Origin of the sequence: Halomonas salsilacus (genome assembly GCF_051216275.1) — a bacterium.
Lineage (GTDB): Bacteria > Pseudomonadota > Gammaproteobacteria > Pseudomonadales > Halomonadaceae > Halomonas.
The window spans coordinates 106,137-120,153 of sequence record NZ_JBPKAQ010000003.1 but is presented as its reverse complement, the minus strand read 5'-3'; the positions used below and the strand labels follow the sequence as shown (position 1 = coordinate 120,153).

14 protein-coding genes are annotated in these 14,017 nt (G+C 67.9%); 6 read left to right on the top strand and 8 right to left on the bottom strand.

From position 1 onward, the window contains the following. Positions 1-25 precede the first annotated feature (25 nt). Both ACR80S_RS06070 and ACR80S_RS06065 read left to right on the top strand, forming a co-directional pair. The gene (locus ACR80S_RS06070) at positions 26-742 is read left to right on the top strand and encodes a ComF family protein (RefSeq protein WP_435402822.1); all 717 of its coding nucleotides are present in this window, start codon (positions 26-28) and stop codon (positions 740-742) included. Positions 743-806: 64 nt separating this feature from the next. Further along, a complete protein-coding gene (locus ACR80S_RS06065; protein ID WP_435402821.1) occupies positions 807-1,793 on the top strand; it encodes a serine/threonine protein kinase in 987 nt (328 codons plus the stop codon). 67 nt (positions 1,794-1,860) lie between these two features. On the opposite strand, the gene ACR80S_RS06060 is transcribed toward ACR80S_RS06065, so the two are convergent. Next, positions 1,861-2,406: a hypothetical protein gene (locus ACR80S_RS06060; protein ID WP_435400358.1), complete on the bottom strand. Its 546-nt coding sequence runs from the start codon at positions 2,404-2,406 to the stop codon at positions 1,861-1,863. A 228-nt stretch (positions 2,407-2,634) separates the two neighbouring features. On the opposite strand from ACR80S_RS06060, the gene folE reads away from it, so the two are divergent. From folE to ACR80S_RS06040, 4 genes are all read left to right on the top strand, one after another. Continuing rightward, positions 2,635-3,192, top strand: a complete 558-nt coding sequence (folE, locus tag ACR80S_RS06055) for a GTP cyclohydrolase I FolE (RefSeq protein WP_435400357.1) — start codon at positions 2,635-2,637, stop codon at positions 3,190-3,192. 25 nt (positions 3,193-3,217) lie between these two features. Further along, positions 3,218-3,628 (top strand): dihydroneopterin triphosphate 2'-epimerase, encoded by a 411-nt coding sequence (folX, locus tag ACR80S_RS06050; RefSeq protein ID WP_435400356.1) that lies wholly within the window; start codon positions 3,218-3,220, stop codon positions 3,626-3,628. Between the two features lie 102 nt (positions 3,629-3,730). Further along, positions 3,731-4,090: a hypothetical protein gene (locus tag ACR80S_RS06045; protein ID WP_435400355.1), complete on the top strand. Its 360-nt coding sequence runs from the start codon at positions 3,731-3,733 to the stop codon at positions 4,088-4,090. A gap of 122 nt (positions 4,091-4,212) precedes the next feature. Continuing rightward, on the top strand, positions 4,213-5,670 hold the full coding sequence (locus ACR80S_RS06040) for an NAD-dependent succinate-semialdehyde dehydrogenase (protein ID WP_435400354.1): 1,458 nt from the start codon (positions 4,213-4,215) through the stop codon (positions 5,668-5,670). 160 nt (positions 5,671-5,830) lie between these two features. On the opposite strand, the gene purH is transcribed toward ACR80S_RS06040, so the two are convergent. The 7 genes from purH to dsbD form a co-directional block, all read right to left on the bottom strand. Further along, complete coding sequence (gene purH / locus ACR80S_RS06035; RefSeq protein ID WP_435402820.1) at positions 5,831-7,411, bottom strand: bifunctional phosphoribosylaminoimidazolecarboxamide formyltransferase/IMP cyclohydrolase; 1,581 nt, start codon at positions 7,409-7,411, stop codon at positions 5,831-5,833. A gap of 91 nt (positions 7,412-7,502) precedes the next feature. After that, on the bottom strand, positions 7,503-7,835 hold the full coding sequence (fis, locus tag ACR80S_RS06030) for a DNA-binding transcriptional regulator Fis (RefSeq protein ID WP_435400352.1): 333 nt from the start codon (positions 7,833-7,835) through the stop codon (positions 7,503-7,505). After that, entirely contained in the window at positions 7,832-8,890 is a 1,059-nt protein-coding gene (gene dusB / locus ACR80S_RS06025) for a tRNA dihydrouridine synthase DusB (protein WP_435402819.1), read from the bottom strand. Before dusB ends, fis begins: the two co-directional genes overlap by 4 nt. 93 nt (positions 8,891-8,983) lie before the next feature. Continuing rightward, positions 8,984-9,904 (bottom strand): 50S ribosomal protein L11 methyltransferase, encoded by a 921-nt coding sequence (prmA, locus tag ACR80S_RS06020; protein WP_435400350.1) that lies wholly within the window; start codon positions 9,902-9,904, stop codon positions 8,984-8,986. A gap of 76 nt (positions 9,905-9,980) precedes the next feature. After that, a complete protein-coding gene (gene accC, locus ACR80S_RS06015) occupies positions 9,981-11,324 on the bottom strand; it encodes an acetyl-CoA carboxylase biotin carboxylase subunit (protein WP_435400349.1) in 1,344 nt (447 codons plus the stop codon). A 43-nt stretch (positions 11,325-11,367) separates the two neighbouring features. Further along, positions 11,368-11,841: an acetyl-CoA carboxylase biotin carboxyl carrier protein gene (accB, locus tag ACR80S_RS06010; protein WP_435400348.1), complete on the bottom strand. Its 474-nt coding sequence runs from the start codon at positions 11,839-11,841 to the stop codon at positions 11,368-11,370. A 240-nt stretch (positions 11,842-12,081) separates the two neighbouring features. After that, positions 12,082-13,932: a protein-disulfide reductase DsbD gene (gene dsbD, locus ACR80S_RS06005; protein ID WP_435400347.1), complete on the bottom strand. Its 1,851-nt coding sequence runs from the start codon at positions 13,930-13,932 to the stop codon at positions 12,082-12,084. Positions 13,933-14,017 lie beyond the last annotated feature (85 nt).

The following is a 14,017-nucleotide window of genomic DNA, read 5'->3' as shown; positions in this document are numbered from 1 at the left end:
GGAAAGCCTATCCCAGTGGCGCGCGTTGTCAACCCGAGCAGGAGCCAAGGTTGACCAGTGCCTTCGCCGCCAGCTGCCCGGACGCTGTGCCTTCTGCCTCGGCAAGGCCGAGCGGGAACGCCCCTGGTGTGGGGCCTGCTTCGCCGCACTGCCCTGGAACCTGCCGGCCTGCCCGCGCTGTGCAGAGCCCTTGCCCGGGCGGCCCGATGCCCGACTCTGCGGACGCTGCCTTCGCCACCCGCCATCGTTCGACCACAGCCGCGTGCCACTGCGCTACGAGCGGGAGGTGGCGGGTCTGGTGCAGCGCTTCAAGTTCGAGGCCTCGCCCCGGGCCGGCGCGGTGCTGTTGGCGCTGTTCGAGGCCGGACTGCCCGGCGTGTCGCAGGAATGGCCCCAGGCACTCGTGCCGGTGCCGCTGCATCCCCGTCGTGCTCGCGAGCGCGGCTTCGACCAGGGCGAGTGGCTGGCGCGGCGTCTGGCACGCCGGCTCGAGCTGCCGCTGGTGCGCGCCCGGCGCTGCCGCGATACGCCGACCCAGCGTGGGCTGGACCGTGACGAGCGGCGCCGCAATCTGAACCGCGCCTTCGTGATCGAGGCGGCGCTGCCACTCCGGGTGGCGCTGGTGGATGACGTGATGACCACCGGGGCGACCCTGGGGGCCCTGGCCGCGGCCTGCCGGGTGGCCGGTGCCCGGGAGGTCGAGGCCTGGTCGGTCGCGCGCACGCCGCTGCAGGAAAGCTGACGGGTTTCTGCAGCAAAGCCGACGGCTCTGTTAGCATGCGGGTTTTACCGCCTGGACTGTCCCCATGGAAACGTCGCCCCATCCCTTCGCCAGCCTCTCTCCCGCCCGGGTGGTGGCGGCGGTGGAGTCGCTGGGCTTCTGGCTGCCCGGGGAGCCCTTCACCCTCAACAGCTACGAGAACCGCGTCTACCTGGTGCACGACGAGGAGCGGCGGCGCTGGGTGGTGAAGTTCTACCGCCCGGAGCGCTGGAGCGATGCGCGCATCCAGGAGGAGCACGATTTCCTCGCCGAGCTCGAGGCGGCGAAGGTGGCGGTGGCCGCCCCCTGGCGGGATGCCGAGGGCGTGAGCCTGCATCGCGCGCAGGGCTTTCGCTTCTCGCTCTTCCCCTGTCTGCCGGGCCAGGCCCCAGAGCTGGAGAACCCGGCGCACCTGTTCGCCCTGGGGGGGGTGATCGGCGCCGTGCATGCGGTGGGCAAACGCGGTCGCTTCGTCCATCGCGGTGCCATGGACCTGGACGAGATGGTGCTGGAGGCCCGCGAGCGAGTGTTGGGCAGCGCCTGGCTGGGTAAGCGCCAGCGCGAGGCCTATGCTCGGGTCACCGATGCGCTGCACGAGCGGCTGGCCGACCACGCCTGGCTGGCTGAGCGGGCGATCCGCGTCCACGGCGACTGCCATATCGGCAACATCCTGGGGCGCGATGAGCACTTTGCGCTGGTGGACTTCGACGACTGCCTGATGGCCCCGGCGGTTCAGGACCTGTGGATGTTGATCACCGCCGAGCGCGACGAGGAGCGCCACATGCAGCTCTCGGAGGTGATGGAGGGCTACGAGGAGCAGCGCGAGTTCGACCGCAGCGAGCTTTCCCTGATGGAGCCGCTGCGCACCCTGCGGCTGCTGCGCCACAGCGCCTGGCTGGTGGCGCGCTGGGAGGATCCGGCCTTCCCGGCGGCCTTTCCCTGGCTCGCCGATGAGGGCTACTGGGATGGCCAGATCCGCTCCCTGGAGCAGCAGCGACAGGTCCTGGAGCGCGAGCCCCGCTGGCTGGGCTGATGCCGGGCCGCCGCCCAAATCCACAGGGCCCCCTCGAGAGGGGGCCCTGTGCAGCGCGGGCGGGTGCTTACTGGTCCGGGTCGGGACGCTCGGCGGGAATCGGGTTGGCCACGCCGGCACCGTCGGCCTGGCGGCGCTGGATGTTGATCCGCTCGGAGAGGTTCTCCTGCTCCTCGATGGAAAGCTCGCTGGCCAGCCGCAGCTCGAAGGTGTGTTCGGGGGTGATCTCGCAGCGCGGACCCTCGCAGGCGGCGATGCCGAAGCTGTCGTCTGCGCCAAAGGCCGCTGCCGACATCTCGCCACTGTAGATCTCGCTGTCGCCGCCGTCGGTGGCGATACAGGTCACCGACTTGACCGTGATGCGAACCCGCTCGCCCTCGATCAGGGCATCGCCAACCATGATGCAGTGGCTCGGCAGTTCGTGGGAACCCTGGCCGTTGACGACCGGGCGCAGCAGGATGTCATCAAGGCGTGGAGCGTCCTGGTCCAGGATAAGCGAATCGATCACCTGCACCTCGAGTCGCGCCTCGGCAGGCAGTTCCAGGGTCGCGGCCAGCGCCAGAGACGGGGTGAACAGGGCGGCCAGCAGCAGAATCGCAGGGGTCTTGGTCATGTCGAGCTCTCGGAAGAAGTCGTGCACTGCATGAGAGCCAGGATTCTAGCACAGGGGAGTGAAGCCCTCCCATTCGCCGGGGCCACCGGGTGCGGCAGGTTGTCACGTGGCGGGCCTGCGCCGCGGTGGGGCTTGCGCTAGAATGCGGAATCAAGGCAAATTATATTGTACAACACAGTTTTCATGTATATATTTTGTACATGAATAGCGACCAGGACGGGCTCGACCATGACCGAAGACATCGCCAACCACTATCGGCAGATCCTCCTTGCCCTTGGCGAAAACCCCGAGAGAGAGGGCCTGCGTGACACGCCCAGGCGCGCGGCCAAGGCGATGCAGTTCCTGAACCACGGTTACCTGCAGTCGTTGGAGGAGATCGTCAACGGGGCGGTGTTCGAGTCGGAGACCGACGAGATCGTGTTGGTCAAGGACATCGAGCTCTATTCCATGTGCGAGCACCACCTGCTGCCCTTCATCGGCAAGTGCCACATCGGCTACCTGCCCAGTGGCAAGGTACTGGGACTCTCCAAGTTTGCGCGCATCGTCGACATGTTCGCCCGCCGCATGCAGATCCAGGAAAACCTGACCCGCCAGATCGCCGAAGCGGTGCAGCAGGTGACCGACGCCCGCGGGGTGGCGGTGGTAGTGGAGGCCAAGCACCTGTGCATGATGATGCGGGGCGTGGAGAAGCAGAACTCGAGCATGACCTCCTCGGTGATGCTGGGCACCTTCCGCGACAACCCCTCCACTCGCCACGAGTTCCTGACCCTGGTCAATGGACGCTGAGGCCCACCCGCCAAGGAGATCGGCCATGCCGCTGCACGCCATCGATGATCAGCACTTCGATCATGATCTGGCCACCATTCGCATCAAGAACCTCCGCCTGCGCACCCATATCGGAATCAAGGAGGAGGAGATCCAGAACCGCCAGGACGTGGTCATCAATGCGGTGATACGTTACCGCGCCGACAATGCGGTGGCCTTCAACCATATCGAGCAGGCCCTCAACTACCGCACAATCACCAAGCAGGTGATCACCCATGTGGAGGGCAACCGTTTCCTGCTGCTCGAGCGCATGACCCGGGAAGTACTGGACCTGATCATGGCCCATGAGCAGGTGCTCACCGCCCAGGTGGAAATCGACAAGCCTCACGCGCTGCGTTTCGCCGATTCGGTCTCGATCACCCTCTCGGCCAGCCGCGAGCCCCGCCGCACCTCCTGAACGGCCAGTCGTGCTGTTCCCCGGGCCCCGTCGCTTTGAGCGTCGGGGTCTTTGCGCTTAGCATGTGGCGTCTATCATGTGTCTGGTCGAGCTGGAGCCCTCTTGAACGCCGATAACCCTTCCCCGGTGCACGCCCGGCGCCGCTACTCGCCCTGGGCCATGGGCGCCATGGTCTGCGCGCTGCTGGCCCTGCTGCTACAGGGGGTGCTGGTCCCCCTCAATCTGGCCGTCGCGATCATGGCGCTGATCGGCCTGCGCCAGATCCGCCGTGAGCCCTCTCGCTACATCGGCCGAGCCTTCTGCTGGCTGGCCATCGCCCTGGTGCTCATCCTCGCCGTTCTGACCGCCATGGTGGAGCCGACTGCTCCGCAGCCGCCGGCCCAGCAGATGGTGCCCGATACAGAGCAGAGCATGCCCGATGACAAGCCGATGGCGCCCGACCGGGGTGTCGGCGGCGGCTGAGAATTGCCGGCAAGAAGATGGCGCCCGCCATCCTGCGTCCCGTATCCTGTGCTGTGAGTCTGACCGACGCCGCACTCTCGCCGCCGTCCATAACAATACCGCCTTGCCCTCAGGAGATGCCCATGGAAGCCCTCAAGGAAACCCAGCTCTACTGTCCCTTCGCCTACATCGATGGCAGCTGGGTCGCCGCCGACAGCGGCGAGCAGATCCAGGTGCTCAATCCGGCCACCGGCAAGCCCATCGGCGATGTGCCGCGTCTGGGCCGCGTGGAGACCGAGCGCGCCATTGCGGCCGCCCATGCCGCCCTGCCAGCCTGGAAGGCGCTGACCGCCCAGGAGCGTGCCGACATCCTGATGAAGTGGCACGACCTGATGCTCGAGCATCAGGACGATCTGGCCATGATCATGACCTTCGAGCAGGGCAAGCCGCTCAAGGAGGCCGCCGGCGAGATCGTCTATGCGGCCAGCTTCCTGCGCTGGTTCGCCGAGGAGGCACGGCGTGTCTACGGCGAGACCATCCCTGCCGCCAAGGCCAACCAGCGCCTCCTGGTCACCAAGCAGCCGGTGGGCGTGGTGGGGGCCATCACCCCCTGGAACTTCCCCGCGGCGATGATCACCCGCAAGGCGGGCGCCGCCCTGGCCGCGGGCTGCACCATCGTGTGCAAGCCGGCCAGCCAGACGCCGTTCTCCGCCACCGCCCTGGCGCTGCTGGCCGAGCGCGCCGGCGTGCCCCGCGGCGTCTTCAACGTGGTCCCGGGCCGTGCCGGCGAGATCGCCGCGGCCATGACCGAGTCGCCGCTGGTGCGCAAGATCACCTTCACCGGCTCCACCGAGGTGGGCCGCGAGCTGATGGCCAATGCGGCCCAACACATCCAGAAGATTTCCCTGGAACTGGGCGGCAACGCGCCGTTCATTGTCTTCGAGGATGCCGATCTGGACGCCGCGGTGGAGGGCGCCATGGCCGCCAAGTTCCGCAACGCCGGCCAGACCTGCGTCTGCACCAACCGCTTCCTGGTGCAGTCCAGCGTGGTCAATGCCTTCTGCGAGAAGCTCGCCGTGGCCATGCACAGCGAGCTCAGGGTGGGCGACGGCACGCAGACCGGCATCAACATCGGCCCGCTGATCGACGATAACGCCGTGGCCAAGGTCAGTGAGCACGTCCAGGATGCCGTGGACAAGGGCGCCGAGCTGCTGATGGGTGGCCACCCGCACCCGCTGGGCGGCAACTTCTTCACCCCGACCCTGATCAGCTTTGCCAACTCAAGCATGAAAGTGGCCAAGGAGGAGACCTTCGGGCCGCTGGCCGCGGTGTTCCCCTTCGACGACGAGGAGAGCGCGGTGGCGATGGCCAACGACACCGAGTACGGCCTCGCCGCCTACTTCTACTCCCGCGACCTGGGCCGCGTCTGGCGCGTCGCCGACGCCCTGGAGTACGGCATGGTGGGCATCAACACCGGGCTGATCTCCAACGCCGCCGCGCCGTTCGGCGGGGTCAAGGCGTCGGGCCTGGGCCGTGAGGGTGGCCACCAGGGGCTGGAGGAGTACCTCGAGACCAAATACCTCTGCATCGATCTGGGGTAACAGGGCCCAGGACCGAGCCCCCTATCGCAGGTTAAAACGAAACCCCCGCTGGCTCGAGGCCGGCGGGGGTTTATTTGACAGATCAACGGTGGTTGACAGCCTTCCTTGGCCCTTGGCCCTTGGCCCTTGGCCCTTGGCCCTTGGCCCTTGGCCCTAGGTCTCAGTGCCTGAAGTGACGCATGCCGGTGAAAACCATGGCGATGCCGGCTTCGTTGGCGGCGTCGATCACTTCCTGGTCGCGCATTGAGCCGCCTGGCTGGATCACCGCTGCGATGCCGGTGGCGGCGGCGGCGTCGATGCCGTCACGGAAGGGGAAGAAGGCGTCACTGGCCATCACCGAGCCGGGCACCGAGAGGCCCTCGTCGGCGGCCTTGATGCCGGCGATCTTCGCCGAGTAAACGCGACTCATCTGGCCGGCGCCGACGCCGATGGTCTGGCCGCCCTTGGCGTAGACGATGGCGTTGGACTTGACGTACTTGGCCACCTTCCAGGCGAACGCCAGGTCACGCAGCTCCTGCTCGGTGGGGACCCGCTCGCTGACCACGGTAAGCTCGTCGCGGCCGACCATGCCGAGATCGCGGTCCTGGACCAGCAGGCCGCCGGTGACGCGCTTGAAGTCGTGGGCGTGCTCACGCTCGCCGGGCCAGTGAGCGCCCACGTCGAGCAAGCGCACGTTCCGCTTCTCGGCGATGATCGGCAGGGCATCCTCGGCGATTCCGGGGGCGATGATCACCTCGACGAACTGGCGGTCGATGATAGCCCGGGCGGTGTCGGCATCAAGCGGCACGTTGAAGGCGATGATGCCGCCGAAGGCACTGGTGGGGTCGGTGGCAAAGGCCTTGTCGTAGGCCTCAAGGGCGCTGGCGCCCACCGCCACGCCACAGGGGTTGGCGTGCTTGACGATCACGCAGGCGGTGTCGGTGAAGGCCTTGACGCACTCGAAGGCAGCGTCGGTATCGGCGACGTTGTTGAAGGAGAGCGCCTTGCCCTGGAGCTGGGTGGCGGTGGCCACGCTGGCCTCGCGCGCATCGGCCTCTACGTAGAAGGCCGCATTCTGGTGCGGGTTCTCGCCATAGCGCATGGCCTGCTTCTTCTCGAACTGCAGGTTGTAGGTGCGCGGGAAGCCATCCTCGCCGCCAGGCACCCGGCTGCCCAGGTAGTCGGCGATGGCGGCGTCGTAGCCGGCGGTGTGCTCGAAGGCCTTCACGGCGAGGTCGAAGCGGGTGGCGTCACTCACCGCGCCGTCCTGGGCAGCGATTTCACCCAGCACCCTGGCGTAGTCACCGGCGTCCACCACGACGGTGGTATGAGCATGGTTCTTGGCGCAGGCGCGCACCATGGTGGGGCCGCCGATATCGATGTTCTCGATGGCATCCGTGAGGGTGCACTCCGGCCTGGCCACGGTCTGGGAGAAGGGGTAGAGGTTGACCACCACCATGTCGATGGGCGCGATGTCGTGTTCGGCCATCACTGCGTCGTCCTGACCGCGGCGAGCGAGGATGCCACCGTGGATCTTCGGGTGCAGGGTCTTGACCCGGCCGTCCATGATCTCGGGGAAGCCGGTGTGCTCGGACACCTCGGTGACGGCGATGCCGCTCTCCTGAAGCAGGCGGAAGGTGCCGCCGGTGGAGAGCAGTTCGACGCCGCGCTCGCTGAGGCCACGGGCGAAGTCGACGATGCCGGTCTTGTCCGAGACGCTGATCAGGGCGCGGCGGACCGGGGTGGGGGAGGCTTGAGCCATGGGGTCACTCTCTGCTGACGGGTGGGACGAAGATTCCGGTTGGCATGCGCATGACATGCCGAAGGGAGCCCGGGGCTCCCTTCTTGAACGTTCAGATCAGGTCGTACTGCTTGAGCTTCTTGCGCAGGGTGCCGCGGTTGAGGCCGAGCATCTCGGCGGCGCGGGTCTGGTTACCCTGGGTGTGGTCGAGCACGGCGGCGAGCAGCGGTGCCTCGACCTCGGCCATCACCATGGTGAATAGCCCGGTGACCTCGCCGCCATCCAGGTGGGCGAAGTAGCAGCGCATGGCGAGGTCCACCGCCTCGCGTAGCGGGCGCTGGCCAACGGATTCGTCGAGCGCCTGCGGGCGTTCGCCGTTCAACCCGGCGAGTTCCTTGCGATCTCCAGACAGCTCGGGGTTCGGGGGAAAGGCGTGGCTGGTCATGCGGCTCGGGTTCCTTTCGACGTCACGTGCTCCTGCGGCGCGGCGGCCGGCGGGCAGGCGTGACGAACGCAGTCGTCGATGAAGCGATGCTGGGCGACGGCGCCCTCCAGGCCGTTGAAAGTGGCCCTGAGCTCGCGCTGTGCCTTTGCCGTCAAGCGGCTATCGTCGGCCAGGTACCAGCCGACGTGCTTGCGCGCGATGCGCACGCCCATGTGCTCGCCATAAAAGTCGTGAAGGGCCCCGAGGTGATCGCGCAGCACGGCCGCGCGCTCCTCGCCGGCCGGGGGCGCCAGGCGCTCCCCGTGACGCAGGTAGTGGTCGATCTCGCGGAAGATCCAAGGGTTGCCCTGGGCGCCGCGGCCCACCATCACCGCATCTGCCCCAGTATAGTCGAGGACGGCGGCGGCCTTCTCAGGTGAGTCGATATCGCCGTTGGCGAAAACCGGAATGCCCACCGCAGCCTTGATCTCGGCGATGGTGTCGTATTCGGCATGGCCGGTATAGCGCTGCTGCCGATGACGGCCGTGCACCGCCAGGGCCCGGATGCCGGCGGCCTCGGCCAGGCGGGCGATGCGCACGCCGTTGTTGCTGTCGGCACACCAGCCGGTGCGGATCTTGAGCGTCACCGGTACCTCCACCGCGGTCACCACCGCCTCGAGGATCTCGACCACCAGGGCCTCGTCGCGCAGCAGCGCGGAGCCCGCCGCCTTGTTGCACACCTTCTTGGCCGGGCAGCCCATGTTGATGTCGATGATCTCGGCGCCCTGGGCCGCATTGAGGCGTGCCGCCTCGGCGAGCATCTCGGCGTCGCCGCCAGCGATCTGCACCGCTCTGGGGCCGGGCTCGCCCTGGTGGTCCATGCGCAGCCGCGACTTGCGGGTATGCCACAGGCTGGGGTCCGAGGTGACCATCTCGCCTACCACCAGGCCCGCGCCCAGCCGCCGGCATAGCTGGCGGAAGGGGCGGTCGGTGACGCCGGCCATCGGCGCCAGTATCACCCGGTTGGGCAGCTGGTGGGCACCGATGCGGGGCAGGGGCAAACGGGTCTCGGGCATGATGGTGGACGGTGGTAGCAAAGGGGGGACATATCATACGCCCCTGGCCGGATGGGGTGAAGTGGCCAGGGGGCGCGCCCTGGCAGGGAGCGGTTAATGGCCGACGGCTCGCCTTCCGGTAAGGCGAACCCAGCCTTCACTTGCCACCGGCTCGTCCATGCGCAGGCCCTGGTCGCGGTAAGCGTCGAGCACCTCCTCGGCCTGGGCGGCGAGGATGCCGGAGAGCGCCAGGCGCCCGCCGGGGGCGAGATGGCCGGCGATCATCGGCGCCAGCTCGACCAGCGGGCCGGCGAGGATGTTGGCCACCACGATGGGAAAGGTCTCGGCGTCGTCGAGCTGCTCGGGGTAGCAGAGCCGAAAGTCAGGCTCGCGGATGCCGTTGCGCTCGGCGTTGTCGCGGCTGGCCTGCAGCGCCTGGGGGTCGATGTCGGTGCCCACGGCGCGGACGGCGCCGAGCTTCAGGGCGGCGATGGCCAGGATGCCGGAACCGGTGCCGATGTCCAGCACCGGTTGATGGTCGAGTGCCTCGGTCACCCCCAGGCCGTCGAGCCAGGCCAGGCAGAGCGCCGTGGTGGGGTGAGTGCCGGTGCCGAAGGCCAGGCCCGGGTCCAGGTGCAGGTTGACCGCGCCGGGTTCGGGCGGCTCGTGCCAGCTCGGCACGATCCATAGCCGCTCGCCCATCTGCATGGGCTGGAAGTCGTCCATCCACTCGCGTTCCCAGTCGCGGTCGGCGAGCAGTTCCACCTCGATCTCGGGGCAGGGGTCGTCCGGCAGTTCGGCGGCCCAGGCCTGGCGGACTCGCTCCAGCATGGCGTCGATCCCCTCCAGGTCGTCGTAGAGACCGGTGAGCACCGTCTCGTTCCACAGCGGAGTGCTGCCGCGCTCCGGCTCGAACACCGGATCGTCATGGGCGTCCTGCAGGGTGATGGCGGTGGCGCCCTCGTTGAGCAGCAGCTCCTCGAGGGTCTCGGCCTGTTCGGGGGGGATATGGGCCTTGAGTTGCAGCCAGGGCATGAGTGTCTCCCGATGAAAAGGGGCGTCAACGCAAGCGGGGCGGCCAGGGCCGCCCCGCAGGGAACGCATCGCGGGCCTAGAGACCCAGCTTCTTCTCCAGGTAGTGGATATTGACCCCACCCTGTCGGAAGTAGCCGTCGCGCACCAGGTCCTTGTGTAGGTCGGTGTTGGTCTTGATGCCCTCCACCAGCAGTTCGTCCAGGGCGACGCGCATGCGGATCAGCGCGGTCTCGCGGTCTGCGCCCCAGGTGATCAGCTTGCCGATCAGGGAGTCGTAGTGGGGTGGCACCGTGTAACCGGTGTAGATATGAGAGTCCACGCGGACCCCGAGGCCACCCGGCGGGTGGTAGAGGGTCACCTTGCCGGGGGAGGGCATGAAGGTGCGCGCGTCCTCGGCGTTGATGCGGCATTCGAAGGCGTGGCCGGTGAGCTTGACCTCCTCCTGGGAGATCGACAGCGGCAAACCGGAGGCGATGCGCAGCTGTTCGCGGACGATGTCTACGCCGGTCACCATCTCGGTGACCGGGTGCTCCACCTGAACGCGGGTGTTCATCTCGATGAAGAAGAACTTGCCATCCTCGTAGAGGAACTCGAAAGTGCCGGCGCCACGATAATTGATGGTGATGCACGCCTGGCGACACGCCTCGAGCACTTCCGCGCGGGCGGCCGGGTCGATGCCCGGCGCCGGGGCCTCCTCGATCACCTTCTGGTGGCGGCGCTGCAAGGAGCAGTCCCGGTCATAGAGGTGGATGGCGTTGCCCTGGCCGTCGGCCAGCACCTGGACCTCCACGTGGCGGGGGTTCTCGAGGAACTTCTCCATGTAGACGGTGCCGTCGCCGAAGGCCGAGTGGGCCTCGGTGCGGGTCACGTTGACCGCGGAGAGCAGGTGCGCCTCGGTGTGCACCACGCGCATGCCGCGACCACCGCCGCCGGCTGCCGCCTTGATGATCACCGGGTAGCCGATGCGCCGGGCGATGGCCACGATCTCGCCTTCGTCGTCCTCGGGCAGCGGGCCGTCGGAGCCAGGCACCGTGGGCACGCCGGCCTTCTTCATCGATTCGATGGCGCAGACCTTGTCGCCCATCAGGCGAATGGTCTCCGCCCGTGGACCGATGAAGGTGAAGCCGGAGCGCTCGACCTGCTCGGCGAAGTTGGCGTTCTCGGAGAGGAAGCCGTAGCCGGGGTGGATGGCGCTGGAATCGGTGACCTCCGCGGCGCTGATCAGCGCCGGGATGTTGAGGTAGGACTGGGCCGAGGAGGCCGGGCCGATGCAGACGGCCTCGTCGGCCAGACGCACGTGCATCAGCTCGCGGTCGGCCTTGGAGTGGACCGCCACCGTCTTGATGCCCAGCTCCTTGCAGGCGCGCAGGATGCGCAGGGCGATCTCGCCGCGATTGGCGATGAGTACCTTGTCCAGCATGAGGAATCCGCCAGTGTCAGGTGAATGAAGAAGCGCTGCGCTATCAGCCGAGCACGAGAAGCGGCTGGTCGAATTCCACCGGTTCGCCGTCGTCGACCAGGATCGCCTCGACCACGCCGTCGCGGTCGGCCTCGATCTGGTTCATCATCTTCATGGCCTCGACGATGCACACGGTGTCGCCCTTCTTGACGCTGGAGCCCACCTCGATGAAGGGCTTGCCGCCCGGTGCCGGGCTGCGATAGAAGGTGCCCACCATGGGCGAGGTCACGGCCTGGCCCTGGTAGCTCGGGCCCTCATCGGCTTCGACGGGGGCGGGGGCCGCCGGCGCCTGGGGGGCGGGCTGTGCCGCGGGGGCATAGCCCTGGGGGGCATAGCCCTGGGGCATGGCGGGCTGCCAGCTGGCGCCGTTGGGGTGACGGCTGATGCGCACCGACTCCTCGCCCTCCTGGATCTCGATTTCGCTGATGTTGGACTCTTCGAGCAGCTCGATCAGCTTCTTGACCTTGCGGATATCCATGACGTTGTCTCGATCGCTTGGGTGCAGTGAATAAGGCCGGCCCGGCGGCGCTGTCAACTCGGGCCAACTTGCCCTAGATCGCGGCAAGATGGCGTCTCTTGCCCCTCTAATGGCAGTGAAAAAGGGATAACGCCGGAGTTTGCCCAAAATCCCGGGGGATGTCCAGTAGGGCGCAGAACAGCGTTCGAAGCGGGGATTTAAACGACTGTTTTACGACGTTCGCGCCCGCACCCGCGCTGGTCAGCTTCGGCTGCCGTGCAGCCAGTCGAGCACGCCTTGCAGATGGGAGGCGAGCCCCGGGGCGCGCACCTCGCCCTGGATACGCGCCTCGCGGAGCTCCTCGTCATCGTGGAAGAACAGCAGGCTGGGCGGCCCGAACAGGCCGAAGTGGTCGAGCAGTTCCCGGCTGGCGCTGCCCGTGTCGGTCACGTCGACGTTGATGCGTGCGAAGGCCGAGAGCGGTTCGGCCACCCGCGGATCGGGATAGACCTGGCGCTCCATCTGCTTGCAGGAGATGCACCAGTCGGCGGTAAAGTGGACGAAGGCGGGGCGGCCACGCCCCACCGAGGCCAGCGCCCGCTGCAGCTCGTCGAGTCCTTCCACGGTGGTGACCTCGGCGGGCGCCACCCCGCCGTTACTGCTGCCGCCCAGATTGGCCAGCGGACGCAGCGGGTCCTGGGCGCCGCTGGCGGCCCCCAGCGCCAGGGCCAGGCCCCAGGCCAGCAGCAGCAGGCCGGCGGCCTGGCGAGCCCGGGGCCAGCCCTGGGGCAGGTTGACCGACATGGCGCCCAGCGCCAGGGCGCTGCCGATGGCCAGCGCCGCCCACATCAGCAGTGCCACCGCCGAGGGCAGCAGACGCTCCACCAGCCAGATGGCCACCCCCAGCAGCAGGATGCCGAAGGCAATCTTCACCCCGTTCATCCAGGCGCCGCTGCGCGGCAGCAGAGTAGTGCCAAAGGTGCCCACTAGCAGCAGCGGCACGCCCATGCCGAGGCCCAGGGCTAGCAGGGCAGCGCCGCCCATCACGGCATCGCCGGTGGTGGAGATGAACACCAGGGCGCCGGCCAGGGGCGCGGAGACGCAGGGAGAGACGACCAGCACCGACAGCGAGCCGGCCAGTGCCAATCCTCCCGGGCCGCTCTGCTGGGCCCGGGTCTGCCAGGCATCGATGCGCCCAGCCAGGCCCGGCGACAGGCGCAGCTGGAAGGCCCCGAACATGGCCAAGGCGAAGAGGGCAAAGAGCACGGCGAAGGTGATCAGCACCGGCGCCGACTGCAGCCGCGCCTGGAGATTGAGCCCGGCGCCGAACAGCCCCATCAGCACACCCACCGCTGCATAGGTCAGCGCCATGCCGGCTACGTAGCTGGCGGAGAGCGCGAAGGCCCGGGGGCGGCCGGGGTTCTGGCCGACGATGATCGAGGAGAGGATCGGCACCATGGGCAGCACGCAGGGGGTGAAGGTCAGCCCCAGGCCGGCCAGGAAGAACAGCCCCAGCACTAGCGGCAGGCTGGCATCACTCATCAGGCGCTGGAAACGACCGTCGTCACTCTGGGGAGCGGCAGGCGGCACCGCGGCGCTACTCCCATCGCCCGAGCCGGCCGCGGCGTCGCCGTTGCCACTGATCAGGGCGGTAAAGGCGCGCGGCGCCTCGCGTTCCGGTGCCTCCAGGGAGACCCGCTCCGGCGGGTAGCAGAGGCCGGCGTCGGCACAGCCCTGGAAGGTGAAGGTAAGGGGGAACACGCCGCTGGCGCTCTCCTCGAGGGGGATCTGCAGCACCATGTCGTCGCGGAACACATAGACGTCGCCCAGGAACTCGTCACTGGTGAATTCCCCCCCGGGAACCTCGGACTCGCCCAGGGTCACCGCATCGGACTCCACCGCGAACTGGTGGCGGTAGAGATAGTGCTCGGGCGTGACCTCCACCCCCACGTAGAGGGTCTCGCCATCGTGCCAGGCCTGGGGCTGGAAGGCCTCGAGGACCGGCAGGAAATCCCGGGAGTTGGATGACGAGAACCACTGCGCCTGGGTGGCAAGCGGCAGCAGCATCAGCACAAGCAGCAGGGCGAGGCGTCGGGCGATCAAGTTGGTCATCCTTATCCTTGCGGGTGTCAGGGCGAGCTCGGACGTCAGACCCGTGGCAGGTGGCGCGGTTCCCCGCGTTGGCCGCCGGGGCGCT

Coding starts and splice junctions, on each gene's coding strand:
- ACR80S_RS06065 (WP_435402821.1), top strand. CDS start 807: ATGGAAACGTCGCCCCATCCCTTCGCCAGCCTCTCTCCCGCCCGGGTG.
- ACR80S_RS06060 (WP_435400358.1), bottom strand. CDS start 2,406: ATGACCAAGACCCCTGCGATTCTGCTGCTGGCCGCCCTGTTCACCCCG.
- folE (WP_435400357.1), top strand. CDS start 2,635: ATGACCGAAGACATCGCCAACCACTATCGGCAGATCCTCCTTGCCCTT.
- folX (WP_435400356.1), top strand. CDS start 3,218: ATGCCGCTGCACGCCATCGATGATCAGCACTTCGATCATGATCTGGCC.
- ACR80S_RS06040 (WP_435400354.1), top strand. CDS start 4,213: ATGGAAGCCCTCAAGGAAACCCAGCTCTACTGTCCCTTCGCCTACATC.
- purH (WP_435402820.1), bottom strand. CDS start 7,411: ATGGCTCAAGCCTCCCCCACCCCGGTCCGCCGCGCCCTGATCAGCGTC.
- fis (WP_435400352.1), bottom strand. CDS start 7,835: ATGACCAGCCACGCCTTTCCCCCGAACCCCGAGCTGTCTGGAGATCGC.
- dusB (WP_435402819.1), bottom strand. CDS start 8,890: ATGCCCGAGACCCGTTTGCCCCTGCCCCGCATCGGTGCCCACCAGCTG.
- prmA (WP_435400350.1), bottom strand. CDS start 9,904: ATGCCCTGGCTGCAACTCAAGGCCCATATCCCCCCCGAACAGGCCGAG.
- accC (WP_435400349.1), bottom strand. CDS start 11,324: ATGCTGGACAAGGTACTCATCGCCAATCGCGGCGAGATCGCCCTGCGC.
- accB (WP_435400348.1), bottom strand. CDS start 11,841: ATGGATATCCGCAAGGTCAAGAAGCTGATCGAGCTGCTCGAAGAGTCC.
- dsbD (WP_435400347.1), bottom strand. CDS start 13,932: ATGACCAACTTGATCGCCCGACGCCTCGCCCTGCTGCTTGTGCTGATG.